Origin of the sequence: Klebsiella sp. RHBSTW-00484 (assembly GCF_013705725.1) — a bacterium.
GTDB lineage: Bacteria > Pseudomonadota > Gammaproteobacteria > Enterobacterales > Enterobacteriaceae > Klebsiella.
This window is the reverse complement of record NZ_CP055481.1, coordinates 1,094,865-1,111,455: the sequence shown is the minus strand read 5'-3', so window position 1 is coordinate 1,111,455 and position 16,591 is coordinate 1,094,865. Positions and strand designations below refer to the sequence as shown.

Annotated in this window: 13 protein-coding genes and 1 tRNA gene; 9 read left to right on the top strand and 5 right to left on the bottom strand. The window is 55.1% G+C overall.

Annotation, left to right across the window (positions count from 1 at the left end):
* Positions 1 to 179: 179 nt before the first annotated feature.
* The 4 genes from HV213_RS05340 to HV213_RS05325 form a co-directional block, all read right to left on the bottom strand.
* Entirely contained in the window at positions 180 to 1,358 is a 1,179-nt protein-coding gene (locus HV213_RS05340; RefSeq protein WP_049239070.1) for a tyrosine-type recombinase/integrase, read from the bottom strand.
* Between the two features lie 195 nt (positions 1,359 to 1,553).
* Positions 1,554 to 1,627: transfer RNA gene (locus HV213_RS05335), tRNA-Gly, on the bottom strand.
* An 80-nt stretch (positions 1,628 to 1,707) separates the two neighbouring features.
* Complete coding sequence (actS, locus tag HV213_RS05330; protein ID WP_181484967.1) at positions 1,708 to 2,433, bottom strand: amidase activator ActS; 726 nt, start codon at positions 2,431 to 2,433, stop codon at positions 1,708 to 1,710.
* Positions 2,434 to 2,523: 90 nt separating this feature from the next.
* A complete protein-coding gene (locus HV213_RS05325) occupies positions 2,524 to 3,420 on the bottom strand; it encodes a LysR family transcriptional regulator (RefSeq protein ID WP_181486338.1) in 897 nt (298 codons plus the stop codon).
* Between the two features lie 341 nt (positions 3,421 to 3,761).
* Between HV213_RS05325 and HV213_RS05320 the strand changes: the two genes are divergently transcribed.
* The 6 genes from HV213_RS05320 (at position 3,762) to xdhC (ending at position 10,444) form a co-directional block, all read left to right on the top strand.
* Positions 3,762 to 5,246, top strand: coding sequence for a UbiD family decarboxylase (locus tag HV213_RS05320; protein WP_181484966.1), 1,485 nt, complete (start codon positions 3,762 to 3,764; stop codon positions 5,244 to 5,246).
* 11 nt (positions 5,247 to 5,257) lie between these two features.
* Positions 5,258 to 5,836: a UbiX family flavin prenyltransferase gene (locus tag HV213_RS05315; RefSeq protein WP_181484965.1), complete on the top strand. Its 579-nt coding sequence runs from the start codon at positions 5,258 to 5,260 to the stop codon at positions 5,834 to 5,836.
* Positions 5,837 to 5,850: 14 nt separating this feature from the next.
* Positions 5,851 to 6,567: a DUF554 domain-containing protein gene (locus tag HV213_RS05310; protein ID WP_181484964.1), complete on the top strand. Its 717-nt coding sequence runs from the start codon at positions 5,851 to 5,853 to the stop codon at positions 6,565 to 6,567.
* A 214-nt stretch (positions 6,568 to 6,781) separates the two neighbouring features.
* On the top strand, positions 6,782 to 9,085 hold the full coding sequence (gene xdhA, locus HV213_RS05305) for a xanthine dehydrogenase molybdenum-binding subunit XdhA (RefSeq protein ID WP_181484963.1): 2,304 nt from the start codon (positions 6,782 to 6,784) through the stop codon (positions 9,083 to 9,085).
* Positions 9,086 to 9,089: 4 nt separating this feature from the next.
* Entirely contained in the window at positions 9,090 to 9,968 is an 879-nt protein-coding gene (xdhB, locus tag HV213_RS05300) for a xanthine dehydrogenase FAD-binding subunit XdhB (protein WP_181484962.1), read from the top strand.
* Positions 9,965 to 10,444: a xanthine dehydrogenase iron sulfur-binding subunit XdhC gene (gene xdhC / locus HV213_RS05295; protein WP_181484961.1), complete on the top strand. Its 480-nt coding sequence runs from the start codon at positions 9,965 to 9,967 to the stop codon at positions 10,442 to 10,444. Before xdhB ends, xdhC begins: the two co-directional genes overlap by 4 nt.
* Before the next feature lie 154 nt (positions 10,445 to 10,598).
* Here the strand turns inward: xdhC and HV213_RS05290 are convergent, their stop codons facing one another.
* Positions 10,599 to 12,377 carry a sigma-54 interaction domain-containing protein gene (locus HV213_RS05290; protein ID WP_181484960.1) on the bottom strand — a complete coding sequence of 593 codons (1,779 nt, stop codon included), beginning with the start codon at positions 12,375 to 12,377 and terminating at the stop codon, positions 10,599 to 10,601.
* A 465-nt stretch (positions 12,378 to 12,842) separates the two neighbouring features.
* Between HV213_RS05290 and ygeW the strand changes: the two genes are divergently transcribed.
* From ygeW to HV213_RS05275, 3 genes are read left to right on the top strand one after another with little or no spacing between them, the layout of a single operon-like run.
* Positions 12,843 to 14,030 (top strand): knotted carbamoyltransferase YgeW, encoded by a 1,188-nt coding sequence (gene ygeW / locus HV213_RS05285; protein ID WP_130624347.1) that lies wholly within the window; start codon positions 12,843 to 12,845, stop codon positions 14,028 to 14,030.
* Between the two features lie 56 nt (positions 14,031 to 14,086).
* Positions 14,087 to 15,283, top strand: a complete 1,197-nt coding sequence (gene dpaL / locus HV213_RS05280; RefSeq protein WP_181484959.1) for a diaminopropionate ammonia-lyase — start codon at positions 14,087 to 14,089, stop codon at positions 15,281 to 15,283.
* 57 nt (positions 15,284 to 15,340) lie between these two features.
* Positions 15,341 to 16,552, top strand: a complete 1,212-nt coding sequence (locus tag HV213_RS05275; protein ID WP_181484958.1) for a YgeY family selenium metabolism-linked hydrolase — start codon at positions 15,341 to 15,343, stop codon at positions 16,550 to 16,552.
* Positions 16,553 to 16,591: the final 39 nt, after the last annotated feature.

Genomic DNA, 16,591 nt, shown 5'->3' with positions numbered 1-16,591 from the left:
CACACCTCCAGCGATACTTCCTGCCTTCCTCCCAATGTTACGTTCGCTGACGCGCTCAGAACCACATATAGGACATGTTGTAGTCATTGATAAAATCTCCTGATTTTCGGTTGTTAAAAAACAAAAAGGCACCCGAACGTTAATGGACAGATGCCTTTACTATTTGATTACAGCTTTACTTACGAAGCTTTCAGTGAGTCTAGATAATCCGCATACCACTGCATCATCTCTCTCCTGCCATCCAGATACTGCGCATGGTTGTAAGTGCCGCGAATGCTGTTCTTATCCACATGGGCAAGCTGTAGCTCAATCCATGCTGAATTAAAGCCCTGCTCATGCAAAATGGTACTCATCGTGTGGCGGAAACCATGCCCGGTAGCCCTGCCACCGTAACCGACACGACGAATTAGCACGTTAAGAGACATATCGCTGATTGGCTTAACCTTCTCAAGCCTACCGGGAAAAACGTATTGATAACCACTCGTCATCGTTTTCAGTTCTTCCAGAATAGCCAGCGCCTGTCGGGATAGCGGAACGAGGTGTGGTCGTCGCATTTTCATTCGCTCTTCAGGAATGCTCCAGAGGTTATTTTCAAAGTCGAACTCTGACCATTCCGCTTTACGTAGCTCACCGGGACGAGTCCCCGTCAGTATCAGAAGCCTCATAGCCAGCTTAACGAGTATATTTCCCGTGTACGCCTGCAACACGGTAAAGAAGTCTGATAACTCCGAAACTTCCAGGTGCGCATAATGTTCTTTCTTATGGGGCATCATCACGCTGGCAAGATCTGGCGCAGGGTTAGATAGAGCACGCCCTGTTGCGATTGCATATTTCCATACCTCACCACAGCGCTGACGTACTTTGCGCATTTTCTCCGTTGCACCTCGTTTCTCAAGGCGGGTCAAAACTGCCATCAGCTCCATAGGCGTAATCGAATCTATTGGACGATGACCGATATGAGGAAAGACATCCTTCTCAAAAGTAGCGATCATTTCAGTGCGGTACGACTCGGCCCAAAGATCGTAACGCCGCTGATACCACTCACGGGCAATCGCCTCAAAGGTATTCCCCAGCCTGTCCTGCTGAGCCAGTTTCTTCTCTTTACGCGAATCACTGGGATTGATACCCGTAGCCAGCAGATCATGAGCCTCATCTCGCCGTCTACGCGCTTCGGATAAGGAAACCTTCGGGTATGTCCCTAAAGAAAGCATTTTAGCTTTACCTTCGAAGCGGTAACGGAATCGCCATCCCTTTGAACCGTTGGGCTCAATTTGTAGAGACAGACCGTTGCCATCGGCTTTGGTATACGTTTTTTCCGCAGGCTTCGCGCGGCGGATCTCAAGGTCAGTAAGAGGCATATGTATAGTTTTCTCCTCTGAAATTTCGCTATGTGTATAGTTCCAGAGTGTATAGGAGAGCCTATACACATTTCTATGCAACACAGGCTATTGATTTGGGGTAAGCCAAGTAGAGTTCAGTTGACAAGAAAATGCCAAAAAAACCAGTTAAATCATGAGGTAGTTTAATTTAGTGGAGTTCTGGAGAGTTGAAAATGGAGCGGGCGAAGGGAATCGAACCCTCGTATAGAGCTTGGGAAGCTCTCGTTCTACCATTGAACTACGCCCGCAAAGAAGTGCGAGGGTCATTATAGACCTTACGCACTCGCTGACAAGCCCAAACTACGCTAACTGCCGATAAAATAACCTTTTAGCACTTAGGCTTACTGCCCTGCGGCGGCAAATAGCGCAGCGGGTCGATAGCCGTTGCGCGATAGCGAATCTGGAAATGCAGGCGCACAGAATCCGCATCCGTGCTGCCCATGGTGGCGATCTGCTGGCCAATCTTCACGCTCTGACCGTTATTCACCATCAGCTTATCGTTGTGTGCATAGGCGCTGATGTAGTCCTCATTATGTTTAATCATAATCAGGTTACCGTAGCCACGCAGCTGATTGCCCACGTACACCACTTTGCCCGCACCGGACGCATAAACCGGCTGGCCGCGCTTCCCGGCGATATCAATACCTTTATTACCACCATCGCTGGATGAATACGGCAACACCACTTTGCCGCTGGTTGGCCAGCGCCAGCAGCGTTGTCCGACCGGAGGCCAGGATGATTGCGGTACCGCCGAGGATGGCGTCACGGCAGCGGTGCGGCTGGCTGATGATTTTTTGCTGGATGATCCCGATTTCGCGGTGGTTCCTGAACTGCTGTTCAGCTTCAGCTTCTGCCCGACTTCAATGGTATAGGGCGGTGAAATATTGTTGAGCCGGGCCAGATCCCTGACGCTGGTACCGGTGGTGCGCGAAATGGCGTACAGCGTGTCGCCGCGCTTCACGGTATACGTGGAGCCGGAATCAGATGAACTGGAGCACCCTGCGACAATCAGGCTGCTCACCAACATTATGGTGATAAAAAAACGTTTTCTCATCAGGCGTCCTGCGCTCAACACGAACTCTCACCTCGAAACCTGGGGGCGATTATCATACCAGCCCGCAGGACGATCCCCAATCTCAACCCTTCATCCAGAAGTATTAAATGGATATCCCTGGGCGATAATATCCATTAGCGCGGGCAGATAAGACATGGATGGCAATTTCACCAGCGACGGATAGAATATTTGCGGCGAGGGGAATACCTCCACCACGTAGCACTGGCTAAGTTTGTCAGTATCAACTTCGGAAGACGGCAGCAGCGTCGCAGCCTCAAGGCCGGATTCGAGCCAGTCGAGGATCACCCCCGGCTGGGTTATATGCATAATCACCTTCGCATTGACCCCGGATTTACGAAACAGATCCATCAGCATCTCGTAAGTCCCTGAATCCTTTGCCCGATGCAGCAACACCAGCGGCAGCGCCGCCAGTGAAGTGTAACTGTACGGATTTGACGGCAGCCCGGACAGGCATTTTTTATTAATCACCGCCACCAGCTTGATTGGGTCAAAAGAGACATAATCAAAGCCTTCGCTGCGATAGGGCCGCTGTATTAACGCCAGGTCGATTGCGCCTTCGGTTAATAATGCCTCAAGATGACTGGAGTCGGTAACGGAGATATTTATCGATGTTTCAGGGTTACGCCGATATAGCTCCATTAAGAGTGGTTTAAAATAATTCTGATAAAGATGCGTTAAGCCAATTCGCAATTCAGTTCTGTTTTTCTGTGCGATATCCGTTGTTTCACGGGCGGTATCTTCTACCTGGCGCAGTATTTCGCAGCCTTTCCGATAAAGAAAAAAGCCGGCTTCAGTCGGTTCAATGCGGTTACCACGACGCACAAAAAGCGACACCTGAAGCTCCTCTTCCAGCTCCTGAATCCGCTTGCTGAGCGGCGGCTGAGCCATGTTCAGTGATTTCGCCGCCTGGCTGAAGGAACCGTGCTCCACCACCCGACAAAAGTAACGTAAGCGCTTTGAATCCATCATTGCCACCCATGATTTATCTTCTTATACCCGTCATACTTCAAGCTGCTTATGTGTTGGCTGCGCTCGCTCACCCCGGTCACATAGTTATCTATGCTCCCGGGGACTCACTCCCTTGCCGCCTTTAAGCAACTCGAATTATTTAGGGTATATCAGTATCACACTTACGCCGCCAAATAAAAAGCCAGCGCCGCTTCACCTCATATTGATTAATCATCCGTTAACACATTCTTAAAATAAACTTTTTTGATCTACTGAGCCTCCGCTAAACGGTATTTGTTTAAAAGGGCGATGAAAAATATTGTGCCGGTAGCAAAACTGCTTTTCTGAAGGAACATCCCATGGCAAATACTGATAACAAAACAGTACATGATTTACGCTCAGCGCTCGAACTCCTGAAAACCCTTCCCGGCGAATACGTCGAAACCGACACTGAAGTTGACCCGCACGCGGAGCTCTCCGGGGTTTATCGCTACGTTGGCGCAGGCGGTACCTGCCAGCGTCCGACCCGCAAAAACGGCCCGGTGATGGTGTTTAACAAAATCAAAGGATTTCACGATATCAGCGTGGCGATTGGCCTCAACGGCTCCCGCCAGCGCGTCAGCCATTTTCTCCAGTGCGAATCAGCAAAGCTGGGGCACCTGCTTAAAGATTCGGTAGAAAACGCAATAGCGCCGGTGATGGCTCAAGGTCCAGCGGTATGTCAGGAAGTGGTCCATCTGGCAAGCGATGCCGATTTCGATCTACGCAAGTTGCTACCTGCCCCGACCAATACCGAAGAGGACGCCGGGCCGTATATCACCATGGGCCTGTGCTACGCTTCCGACCCGGAAACCCATGAGTCCGATATCACCATTCACCGCCTGTGCGTACAGAGTCGCGACGAACTCTCCATGTGGCTGACGCCGGGCCGCCATATCGACGCCTTCCGCATGAAGGCAGAGGCCGCTGGCCAACCATTGCCGATTTCGATCAGCATCGGTGTCGATCCGGCCATTGAGATTGCCGCCTGCTTCGAGCCGCCGACCACGCCGCTGGGCTTCAACGAACTGAGCATTGCGGGCGCGCTGCGCGGCAAAGCAGTTGAAATGGTGCAGTGTAAAACCATCAACGAAAAAGCCATCGCCCACGCCGAGATTGTGATTGAAGGCGAGCTGCTGCCCAACGTGCGCGTACGTGAAGATCAGAACACCGATACCGGTCGCGCGATGCCGGAATTCCCGGGCTATACCGGTGAAGCCAAAGAAGCCATCCCGGTGATTAAAGTGAAAGCGGTCACCCATCGCATCAACCCTATCTGGCGCACCACCGTCGGGCCGGGCGAAGAACATGTGAATATGGCGGGTATTCCGACGGAAGCCAGCATTCTGGATATGGTGGAACGCGCGATGCCGGGCAAACTGCTGAACGTTTTCGCCCACTCAGCGGGCGGCGGCAAACTGCTGGCGGTACTGCAGTTTAAAAAATTCTCCCCAGCCGATGAAGGGCGTCAGCGCCAGGCGGCGCTGCTGGCCTTCTCCGCCTTCCCGGAACTGAAGCACGTGATTTTGGTAGATGAAGACGTGGATATTTTCGATAGCGACGACGTGCTGTGGGCGATGCAAACCCGCTATCAGGGCGATGTCGACACCATTACCATCCCCGGCGTGCGCTGCCATCCGCTCGACCCGTCCCAGGTGCCGGAGTACAGCCCGAGCATCCTGCAACAGGGGATGTCCTGCAAAACCATTTTCGACTGCACGGTACCGTTCCACCTGAAGCACAACTTCCAGCGTTCCAAGTTTAAAGACGTGGACGTGAAGCGCTTCCTGCCGGATTTCGAATAAAGGAGATTGCCATGACAGCACGCATCATCATTGGTATCAGCGGAGCATCAGGATTTCAGTACGGTGTGAAGGCGCTGGAACTGCTGCGCCCGCTTCCCGTTGAAGTCCATCTGGTGGTCTCAAAAGGCGCGGAGAAAACCTGCGAACTGGAGACGGATTATCGGCTGGATGAGGTGATGGCGCTGGCTGACGTGGTGCATCCCATTGGCAATCTGGGGGCATCCATCTCCAGCGGTTCATTCAAAACACTGGGGATGCTGGTAGCCCCTTGCTCAATGCGCTCTTTGGGTGCCATTGCCCACTGTCTGACCGACAACCTGCTCACCCGGGCGGCGGACGTGGTGCTGAAAGAGCGCCGCCGCCTGGTGCTGCTGGCCCGCGAAACGCCGCTCAACCTCGGCCATATTCGCAATATGCTGGCGGTGACGGAAATGGGCGGGATTGTGTTCCCACCAGTTCCGGCGCTCTATCAACGCCCGCAAACGGCAGACGACATCATTACCCATAGCGTTAATCGCGCGCTCGACCTGTTTGACCTTGAGGTCAACAACATCCCTCGCTGGGGCGAGGGCAAGCTAAGTTTTAATTAACAGGAAATTATTCAATGTTAATCGGCCCATATGTAAATGGAGCCGCCGTAATTATTGGCGGACTTATTGGCGCAGCGGCGGGCGGTAAGCTTCCCGATCGCGTAAAAACGGCGCTGCCGATGACCTTCGGCCTGTGCTCCGTCGGTCTTGGCATTACGTTGGTTTTGAAAGTGAAATATATGCCCGCCGTGGTGCTGGCGATGGTGATCGGCGCAATTCTCGGCGAACTGCTACATCTGGAAAAGGGCATTGGTAAGGCAGCAGGCTCAACGCGGGGTTTTATCAATAAAGTGATCCCCCCGGTGCAGGGCCTGAGCCACGAAGAGTTCACTGAGAAATTTGTCGCTATCCTGGTACTGTTTTGCGCCAGCGTCACCGGCATTTTCGGGGCAATGACGGAAGGGATGAGCGGCGACCCCTCAATCTTGTACATCAAAACGATTCTCGATCTGTTCACCGCCGGGATCTTCGCCACGCTGCTGGGTTACGCGGTGATGACTATCGCTATCCCGCAGGTCATTATTCAGGTGGCGTTAGCGATGCTGGCGGTGGTTATCCTGCCGATGATCTCGCCTGAAATGATGGCGGATTTCTCCTGCGCAGGCGGGCTGCTGATGGTAGCGACCGGATTGCGTATCTGTAACATCAAGCTGTTCCCGGTCGCCAATATGCTGCCCGGACTGGTTCTGGTGATGCCGTTCTCCCATTTTTGGGCGACGCTGGTTGCCTGATAGGATCTATCGTCGCGTATCATAATGATTTGATTAAGCTCATAATGATACGCGCCGCGCGGCTTTTTTTCTCCCTCCCCTCCCCATACCGGCCACAACTTTTAACGTCATCACAGTTCCTTGACTTACCCACCGTAATTTCCGCTTCTGGCGTAATTCTTGCCTGTTTTAGGTATTGGCTTGCGAGCCAAATCTTCATTTCAGGGGGACGACTATGGAATCGCGAGAAGCGACCGTTACCGGTGAGTCATGTATGCGCGTGGATGCCATTGCCAAGGTGACCGGGCGGGCCAGATACACCGATGATTACGTGATGGCAGGCATGTGTTATGCCAAATATGTTCGCAGCCCCATCGCGCATGGCTTTGCCAACAGCATCAATTGCGACGATGCCAAAAATGTGCCCGGCGTGCTGGCGGTATTTACCTGGGAAGATGTGCCGGATATTGCGTTTGCCACCGCAGGCCACGCCTGGACGCTGGAGGCGGGTAAACGCGACGCCGCCGACCGCTATCTGCTGACCCGTCACGTCCGTCATCATGGTGACGCGGTGGCGATTGTGGTGGCCAGGGACGAACTGACCGCCGAGAAAGCGGCGCTGCTGGTTAAGGTCGACTGGCAGCCATTGCCGGTGATTACCACCCCGGAGGCCGCGCTGGCGGAGGGGGCCGTCGAAATCCATCCCGGCGGCAACCTGCTCAAACAGAGTGAAATGGCCGCCGGAGACGTTGCCGGGGCGATTGAAACCGCAGAACTGCAGATTCAGGGGCACTATCAAACGCCGGTCATCCAGCATTGCCATATGGAGACCGTCACCTCATTTGCCTGGATGGAAGAGGATTCCCGCATCTCCATCGTCACCAGCACCCAGATCCCCCACATCGTGCGCCGGGTCGTCGGTCAGGCGCTCGGCATTCCGTGGTCCTGCGTGCGGGTTATTAAGCCCTATGTCGGCGGTGGTTTTGGCAATAAACAGGACGTACTGGAAGAACCTATGGCGGCCTTCCTGACCAGCAAGCTCGGCGGCATTCCGGTGAAGGTCTCGCTCAGCCGCGAAGAGTGCTTTCTCGCCTCCCGCACGCGACATGCGTTTACCATCGACGGACGGATGGGCATCAATCGCGACGGCATCTTAAAAGGCTACAGTCTCGACGTGCTGTCTAACACCGGGGCGTATGCTTCGCACGGCCACTCCATCGCCTCGGCGGGCGGCAACAAAGTAGCGTATCTCTATCCACGCAGCGCCTACGGGTACCGCTCCACCACCTGCTATACCAATCTGCCCTCGGCGGGCGCGATGCGCGGATACGGCGCGCCGCAGGTGGTCTTTGCGGTGGAAGCAATGATCGATGATGCCGCTACCGCGTTGGGGCTCGACCCGATAGATGTCCGCTTACTCAACGTCGCCCGCGAAGGGGACACCAACCCGCTCACCGGCAAAATTATCTACAGCGCCGGGCTGCCGGAGTGCCTGCAACAAGGCCGCGAACTGTTTGAATGGGACAAGCGCCGCGCAGAATATCAAAATCAGCGCGGCGATATCCGTCGCGGCGTCGGCGTCGCCTGCTTTAGCTATACCTCCAACACCTGGCCGGTCGGCGTTGAGATCGCCGGGGTTCGCCTGCTGATGAATCAGGACGGGACGATCAACGTCCAGAGCGGCGCGACGGAAATTGGTCAGGGGGCCGATACCGTGTTTGCGCAGATGGTGGCGGAGACCGTCGGCGTCCCGGTGAGCAATGTACACGTGATTTCGACCCAGGATACCGATGTCACCCCGTTCGATCCCGGCGCGTTTGCTTCGCGGCAAAGCTATACCACCGCGCCCGCTCTGCGCAAAGCGGCGCTGGAATTGAAAGAAAAAATCCTCACGCACGCCGCTGTCATACTGCATCAGTCGGCCATGAGCCTGACGCTTATCGGCGGCAATATCGTCCTTATCGATCGCCCCGCTCACCCGCTGCTGTCGTTGAAAGACCTGGCCATGGACGCGTTTTATCATCCGGAACGCGGCAGTCAGCTGTCGGCGGAAAGCTCGGTGAAAACCACCACTAATCCCCCAGCCTTCGGCTGCACGTTTGTTGACCTGAGCGTCGATCTTGCCCTGTGTAAAGTCACGATTAACCGGATCCTTAACGTCCACGACTCTGGTCATATTTTGAATCCACAGCTGGCGGAAGGTCAGGTGCATGGCGGAATGGGGATGGGCATCGGCTGGTCGCTGTTTGAAGAGATGATTATCGATGCCGACAGCGGCGTGGTGCGTAATCCCAACCTGCTGGATTACAAAATGCCGACCATGCTCGATCTCCCGGAACTGGAGAGCGCGTTCGTTGAAACGCTGGAGCCGCAATCCGCCTACGGGCATAAATCGCTCGGCGAGCCGCCGATTATTCCCATTGCCGCCGCCATTCGTAACGCGGTCAAAATGGCGACGGGCGTCGCTGTCGATACGCTACCGCTGACGCCAAAACGGCTGTTCGAGGCGTTTCACGAAGCGGGTTTGATTAAAGGATAAGACTATGTTTGATATCGCGACCTACCATCGCGCCCCGGATATCGCCGGGGCCATCGCGCTGCTGGCAAACAATCCGCAGGCGAAACTGCTCGCGGGCGGCACTGACGTTTTAATTCAGCTTCACCATCACAACGCTCGTTATCGCCATATAGTGGACATCAACGCCTTAGCGGAGCTGCGCGGCATTACCCTCACTGAGCATGGCGGGATTCGCATCGGCTCCGCCACCACCTTCAGCGAGCTTATCGACAATCCCTTAGTCCAGCGCCATCTTCCCGCTCTCAGCGCGGCTTCTGCGTCAATCGCCGGACCGCAAATTCGTAACGTCGCCACCTACGGCGGCAATATTTGCAACGGAGCGACCAGCGCCGACTCTGCCACCCCGACGCTGATTTACGAGGCCTCGCTGGAGATCCATTCGTCGAAAGGCGCGCGCTTTACGCCGATCAACGGCTTCCACACCGGCCCCGGCAAGGTATCCCTTGAGCACGACGAGCTGGTGGTGGCGTTTCACTTTCCTGCCCAGCCCACCTCATCTACCGGCAGCGCACACTATAAATATGCCATGCGCGATGCCATGGATATTTCCACCATCGGCTGTGCCGCGCGCTGTTGTCTGGAGGGAGGGCGCATTCGCGAGCTGCGGCTGGCCTTCGGAGTCGCCGCCCCCACGCCCATCCGCTGCCAACATGCTGAACAGAGCGCGCAAAACGCCCCATTAACCCGGCAAACCCTCGAGACACTCGGCGAAGCGGTATTGCAGGACGTCACCCCGCGCTCCTCCTGGCGCGCCAGCAAAGCATTTCGTCTGCACCTTATCCAGACGATGACAAAAAAAGTGGTCAGCGAAGCCGTGATCGCGGCGGGAGGAGAATGGCAATGAATCACAGCGACAGAATCACCATCGAATGTCGAATCAACGGAATGGCCTTTCAGCTAAGCGTCTCGCCGGGTATGCCGCTCTCCGAGCTGCTGCGCGAACAGGGGTTATTGAGCGTGAAACACGGCTGCTGCGTCGGGGAGTGCGGCGCGTGCACCGTTTTGATTGATGGAACGGCGATAGACAGCTGCCTGTATCTCGCTGTCTGGGCCGCAGGCAAGGAGATTCGCACGCTGGAGGGAGAGCAACAGGCCGGGCGGCTGTCACCGGTGCAAAAAGCCTATGCAGAATCGGGGGCCGTTCAGTGCGGGTTCTGCACGCCGGGATTGATTATGGCGACCACCGCCATGCTCGCCAAACCGCGCAACCAACCGCTAACCGTATTGGAGATCCGCCGGGGGCTGGCGGGAAACCTGTGCCGCTGCACCGGCTATCAGATGATCCTCCAGGCCGTACAGGCCTGCGAGAAGCAGGAATAACGCGCGTCGGATATCGCCTCCGGGACACTCTGCTATCTTCTGCCCACTTCATCCCGGGGGCGGCGCTCGACGCGCCTTGCCCGGGCTACGGGTTCGCTATGCAGGTTTGGTAGCCCGGACAGATGCGCAGCATCGCCTCCGGGAAAGGTGCCGTTCAGACGTTCAGCAATCCATATTTCTTAATCTTGCGATAGAGCGTAGCGATGCCGATGCCCAACTCGTCCGCCGCCTGTTTTTTATTGTGATGCCGGGACAGCGCTTCGCGGATCATCTGTTTCTCCATCTCCTCAAGCGCGGTGCCTCCGGCGTCGTCGGCCAGCACGTGCAGCACCTCAGCGGGCGCGATATCACGCTCGGGCGCTTTGCCGTTATTGAGCAGATTCGGTGGCAGCAGCGTGCTATCAATCACCTCTCCCGAAGGAACAACGTTAACCAGATACTCCATCAGGTTGCTCAATTCCCGCAGATTGCCCGGCCAGCGATGATACTTCAGCAACGTCACCACATCCGGGGCGATGCCGGGGTAAACCAGGCCAAGCCGACGGGTATGCAGATGCAGGAAGTAGTGCACCAGCAGCTCGATATCATCCTGACGTTCACGCAGTGGCGGCAGGGTTAACGGGATGACGTTAAGCCTGTAGAAAAGATCTTCGCGGAATTTACCCTCGGCAATAAACAGCCCGAGGTTCTGATTGGTGGCGGAGATGATGCGGATATCCACCTGCACCGGACTGCTGGCGCCGAGAGGCAGAATTTCCCGCGCTTCAATAGCCCGCAGCAGCTTCGCCTGGAGCACCAGCGGCATATCGCCAATCTCATCAAGAAATAGCGTCCCGCTATTGGCCGCCTGAATCAGACCGGTTTTACCGTTGGCGGAGGCCCCGGTAAATGCGCCTTTCACATAGCCAAACAGTTCGCTTTCCAGCAGTTGCTCCGGAATTGCAGCGCAGTTGATAGCGATAAAAGGTTTATTTTTGCGATCGCTGAGCTTATGAATTGCCCGGGCGACCACCTCTTTCCCGGTACCGCTTTCGCCGACAATCATCACGCTGGAAGGGCTAGGGGCAATACGACCAATCAACTGCTTAAGCTGGCGCATCACCCGACACTCACCGACCAGTTGCTCAATATGCGGTTCATTATCGGCTAACGCCACGACGGTACTGGTATGCGACTGATGAAAGGCCATCAGGAATAATTGCCGCCCCTGAACATTATGCAGCTGACCAATTATGAGTTCGCTTTTATCATCCCACGAAACAATATGTTGCATATGCCCGTGCGTAAAATTACTTTCAAAGGTGAGCGGTCTGAAGCGCACGGATTTACCCGTCATGGTGTTTTGCATCACCCCGAGTATTTTCAGTGCCGTTTGATTAGCAAACTGCACCCGATTATCTTCATCAATAACCAGCACCCCTTGATCCATATTCTCGATCATCGTCGCGAATATTTTACTGATGCTGTCATTGCCGCCCTGATCTTGCAGAAGTTTCGAAACAAAAATGGTCGATATATGGCGAACGTAATCGGAGAACTCGCGCAGATTATCGTTAATATGCTCCTGCTGTTCATGGGTAACGGCAATCAAACTTATCACCCCCACGCAGCGGTCTTGTAAAATAACCGGCGTGCCCAAAAAGGCTTTCTCACGGCAATTATCTTTACTGTCACATCCTTCACAGAGCGGATCGTGGCGAGAATGGGTGACCACCTTTTCCTGCTGGGTTTCCAGAACAAAGCGCAATAGCCTTGAATTGCTGCTTAGCGGACGCCCCAGAAACTTGCCGTAGGCGCCGGTACCCGCCACGCGGCACAGGTGTTCGTCGACAATCTCTACCTCAAGTTGCAAAACGCTGGCCAGCATTCTGGCAAAGCGCTGAATAGTCGGTTGAATCTGCATCAAAACGGATTGCGTTGTTGCGAGGACCATAGACTTACCTTCCGGCATCACTTAAGCGGTAGATCGTTGAGGATATCGATGACTGCAAGAGGGCTATGATACTAACTCAGAAAAAAACGGCTTTGATAAAAAGCGGGGGGTTTATCATTTTGTCATGATAATTATGCAAGAGGTGTCACATTTCTATATCAATATGAGAATTACCCCAGCGCATTTATCAATATGACGATTTACTCCCCGCCCCTTAATATTATTCTCATTCTCTTTATGGCGATGAAAAATGATATTTAAAAAGCCAAACGATTACGTCGATTAATTCCCACCAATAACATTGTTAATTTGTGATCGCAGCCACAAATAACCGCCCTAAAATAGGACTAACGCCGCCTTGAATTAATCCTGGCACACTTATTGTTAGTTGATGGTATCGCTGTGATATCGCGCAGTCACAGCCGTTAAGCCACCTTGCCGTCATTCCACTACCGGGACCTTATAATGAAAACTGTTAATGAGCTGATAAAGGATATCAATTCGCTGACCTCGCACCTTCACGAGAAGGATTTTTTATTAACGTGGGAGCAGACGCCGGATGAACTGAAGCAAGTCCTCGACGTCGCCGCCGCGCTGAAGATGCTACGCGCTGAGAATATCGCGACCAAAGTCTTCAACAGCGGATTAGGGATTTCTGTTTTCCGCGATAACTCCACCCGTACCCGCTTCTCTTATGCCTCGGCCCTCAACCTGCTCGGCCTCGCCCAGCAGGATCTCGATGAAGGCAAATCGCAAATCGCCCACGGCGAAACCGTCCGCGAAACGGCCAACATGATCTCGTTTTGCGCCGATGCGATCGGTATTCGCGACGACATGTATCTCGGCGCGGGCAACGCCTATATGCGTGAAGTCGGCGCAGCGCTTGACGACGGTTACAAGCAGGGCGTCCTGCCGCAGCGTCCGGCGTTAGTTAACCTGCAATGTGATATCGACCACCCGACGCAGGCGATGGCCGATCTGGCCTGGCTGCGCGAGCACTTTGGCTCGCTGGAAAACCTCAAAGGCAAAAAAATCGCCATGACCTGGGCGTATTCCCCGAGCTACGGTAAACCGCTCTCCGTACCGCAGGGGATTATCGGCCTGATGACCCGCTTCGGTATGGACGTCACGCTGGCGCATCCGGAAGGCTATGACCTGATTCCCGATGTTATCGAAGTGGCGAAAAGCAACGCCAACGCCTCCGGCGGCAGCTTCCGCCAGGTGACCAGCATGGAAGAGGCCTTTAAGGACGCCGACATCGTCTATCCAAAGTCATGGGCCCCTTACAAAGTGATGGAAGAACGTACCGAATTACTGCGCGCTAACGACCACGCCGCACTGAAAGAGCTGGAAAGACAGTGTCTGGAGCAGAACGCGAAGCATAAAGACTGGCACTGCACCGAAGAGATGATGGAACTAACCCGCGACGGCGAAGCGCTGTATATGCACTGCCTGCCAGCCGATATCAGCGGCGTCTCCTGTAAAGAGGGCGAAGTTACCGAAGGTGTGTTCGAAAAATACCGCATCGCCACTTATAAAGAGGCCAGCTGGAAGCCTTACATCATCGCCGCGATGATCCTCGCCCGCAAATATCCGAAGCCCGGCGTCCTGCTGGAACAACTGTTGAAAGAAGCGCAACAGCGCATGAAATAACCCTCGAGCCGACCCGCCGGTCGGCTTTCCCTTCCGGAGGCCAATAAGGATAGGATATGTCCGTTTTCACACTGAAGATCGATATTGCCGACAACCATTTTTATAACGGTGAAACGTCGCCCCTTTTTTCGCAAAAACAGGCCAAAGTGGCGCGCCAGTTCCACCAGCAAATTGCGGGCTACCGCCCAACGCCGCTCTGCGCGCTGGACAGTCTTGCCAGCCTGTTTGGCGTGAAAAAAATTCTCGTCAAAGATGAATCAAAACGCTTTGGGCTGAACGCCTTCAAAATGCTCGGCGGTGCCTATGCCATCGCCCGCCTGCTATGCGAGAAATATCACCTTGATATCGAGACGCTCTCGTTCGCGCAGCTCAAAAACGCCATCGGCGAAAAGATGACCTTTGCCACCACTACCGATGGCAACCACGGTCGCGGCATCGCCTGGGCCGCGCAGCAGCTCGGGCAACATGCGGTGATTTATATGCCGAAAGGCTCCGCTCAGGAGCGCGTCGACGCCATTCTTAACCTCGGCGCTGAATGCATCGTTACCGATATGAACTATGACGACACCGTTCGTCTGACCATGCAACACGCGCAGCAAAACGGCTGGGAGGTGGTGCAGGATACCGCCTGGGAAGGTTACACCAAAATTCCGACCTGGATTATGCAGGGCTACGCGACGCTTGCCGATGAAGCCGTGGAGCAGATGCGCGAAATGGGTGTGGTCCCGACTCACGTGCTGCTCCAGGCTGGCGTCGGCGCGATGGCGGGCGGCGTGCTGGGCTACCTGGTGGATGTTTATGGCCCGCAAAACCTGCGCAGCATTATCGTTGAGCCGGATAAAGCCGACTGCATTTATCGCTCGGGCGTTAAGGGCGACATCGTCAACGTCGGCGGCGATATGGCGACCATCATGGCCGGTCTGGCCTGTGGCGAACCTAACCCGCTCGGCTGGGAAATTCTGCGCAACTGCGCCACGCAGTTTATCTCCTGCCAGGACAGCGTCGCCGCGCTGGGTATGCGCGTGCTGGGTAATCCGTATGGCGACGATCCGCGAGTGATCTCCGGCGAGTCCGGCGCCGTAGGCCTGGGCGTTCTGGCCGCCGTACACCATCACCCGCAGCGTCAGGCCCTGATGGAAAAACTGGCGCTGGATAAAGACGCCATCGTGCTGGTTATCAGCACCGAAGGCGACACCGACGTGAAGCACTATCGCGAAGTGGTCTGGGAAGGCAAACATCCGGTCACCCCGTAATCCCCCTATAAGAACAGGCTCCCAAGGAGATACGGGAGTGAAAACTGGAGAACAACAATGGCTAAGCACATTCCCTTTAAACTGATTCTGGAAAAAGCACACCACTACCAGGCCGACATGACGCGCTTCCTGCGCGATATGGTCGCCATCCCCAGCGAGAGCTGCGATGAAAAACGCGTGGTTCACCGCATCAAACAGGAGATGGAAAAAGTCGGCTTCGATAAAGTCGAGATCGACCCGATGGGCAACATTCTCGGTTATATCGGTCATGGCCCGCGGCTGGTGGCGATGGACGCCCATATCGATACCGTGGGGATCGGCAATATTAAGAACTGGGAATTTGACCCGTATGAAGGCATGGAAACCGATGAGCTGATCGGCGGACGCGGCACTTCCGATCAGGAAGGCGGCATGGCATCGATGGTGTATGCCGGGAAGATCATCAAAGACCTCGGCCTGGAAGATGAGTACACCCTTCTGGTGACCGGTACCGTGCAGGAAGAAGACTGCGACGGCCTGTGCTGGCAGTACATTATCGAGCAGTCGGGCATTCGCCCGGAATTTGTCGTCAGCACCGAGCCGACCGACTGTCAGGTGTATCGCGGACAGCGCGGGCGTATGGAAATCCGCGTTGATGTACAGGGCGTCAGCTGTCACGGCTCTGCACCAGAGCGCGGCGATAACGCGATCTTCAAGATGGGGCCGATTCTCAATGAATTGCAGGATTTGTCACAGCATCTGGCTTACGACGAATTCCTCGGCAAGGGCACGTTGACGGTTTCCGAGATCTTCTTCACCTCGCCAAGCCGCTGCGCGGTGGCGGATAGCTGTGCGGTCTCCATCGACCGCCGTCTGACCTGGGGCGAAACCTGGGAAGGCGCGCTGGACGAAATCCGCGCCCTGCCCGCCGTGCAAAAAGCCAATGCGGTGGTGTCGATGTACAACTATGACCGCCCATCCTGGACCGGATTAGTTTATCCAACCGAATGCTACTTCCCGACCTGGAAAGTCGAAGAGGATCACTTCACCGTCAAAGCGCTGGTTAATGCTTATGAAGGGCTGTTCGGCAAAGCGCCGGTGGTCGATAAGTGGACCTTCTCCACCAACGGCGTCTCGATTATGGGACGTCACGGCATTCCGGTGATCGGCTTTGGTCCGGGCAAAGAGCCGGAAGCCCATGCGCCAAACGAGAAAACCTGGAAATCGCATCTGGTCACCTGCGCCGCCATGTACGCCGCCATCCCGCTGAGCTGGCTGGCAACAAAATAATCATCCCTCTGCATCCCCCGGCTTACCGGGGGATTTCTG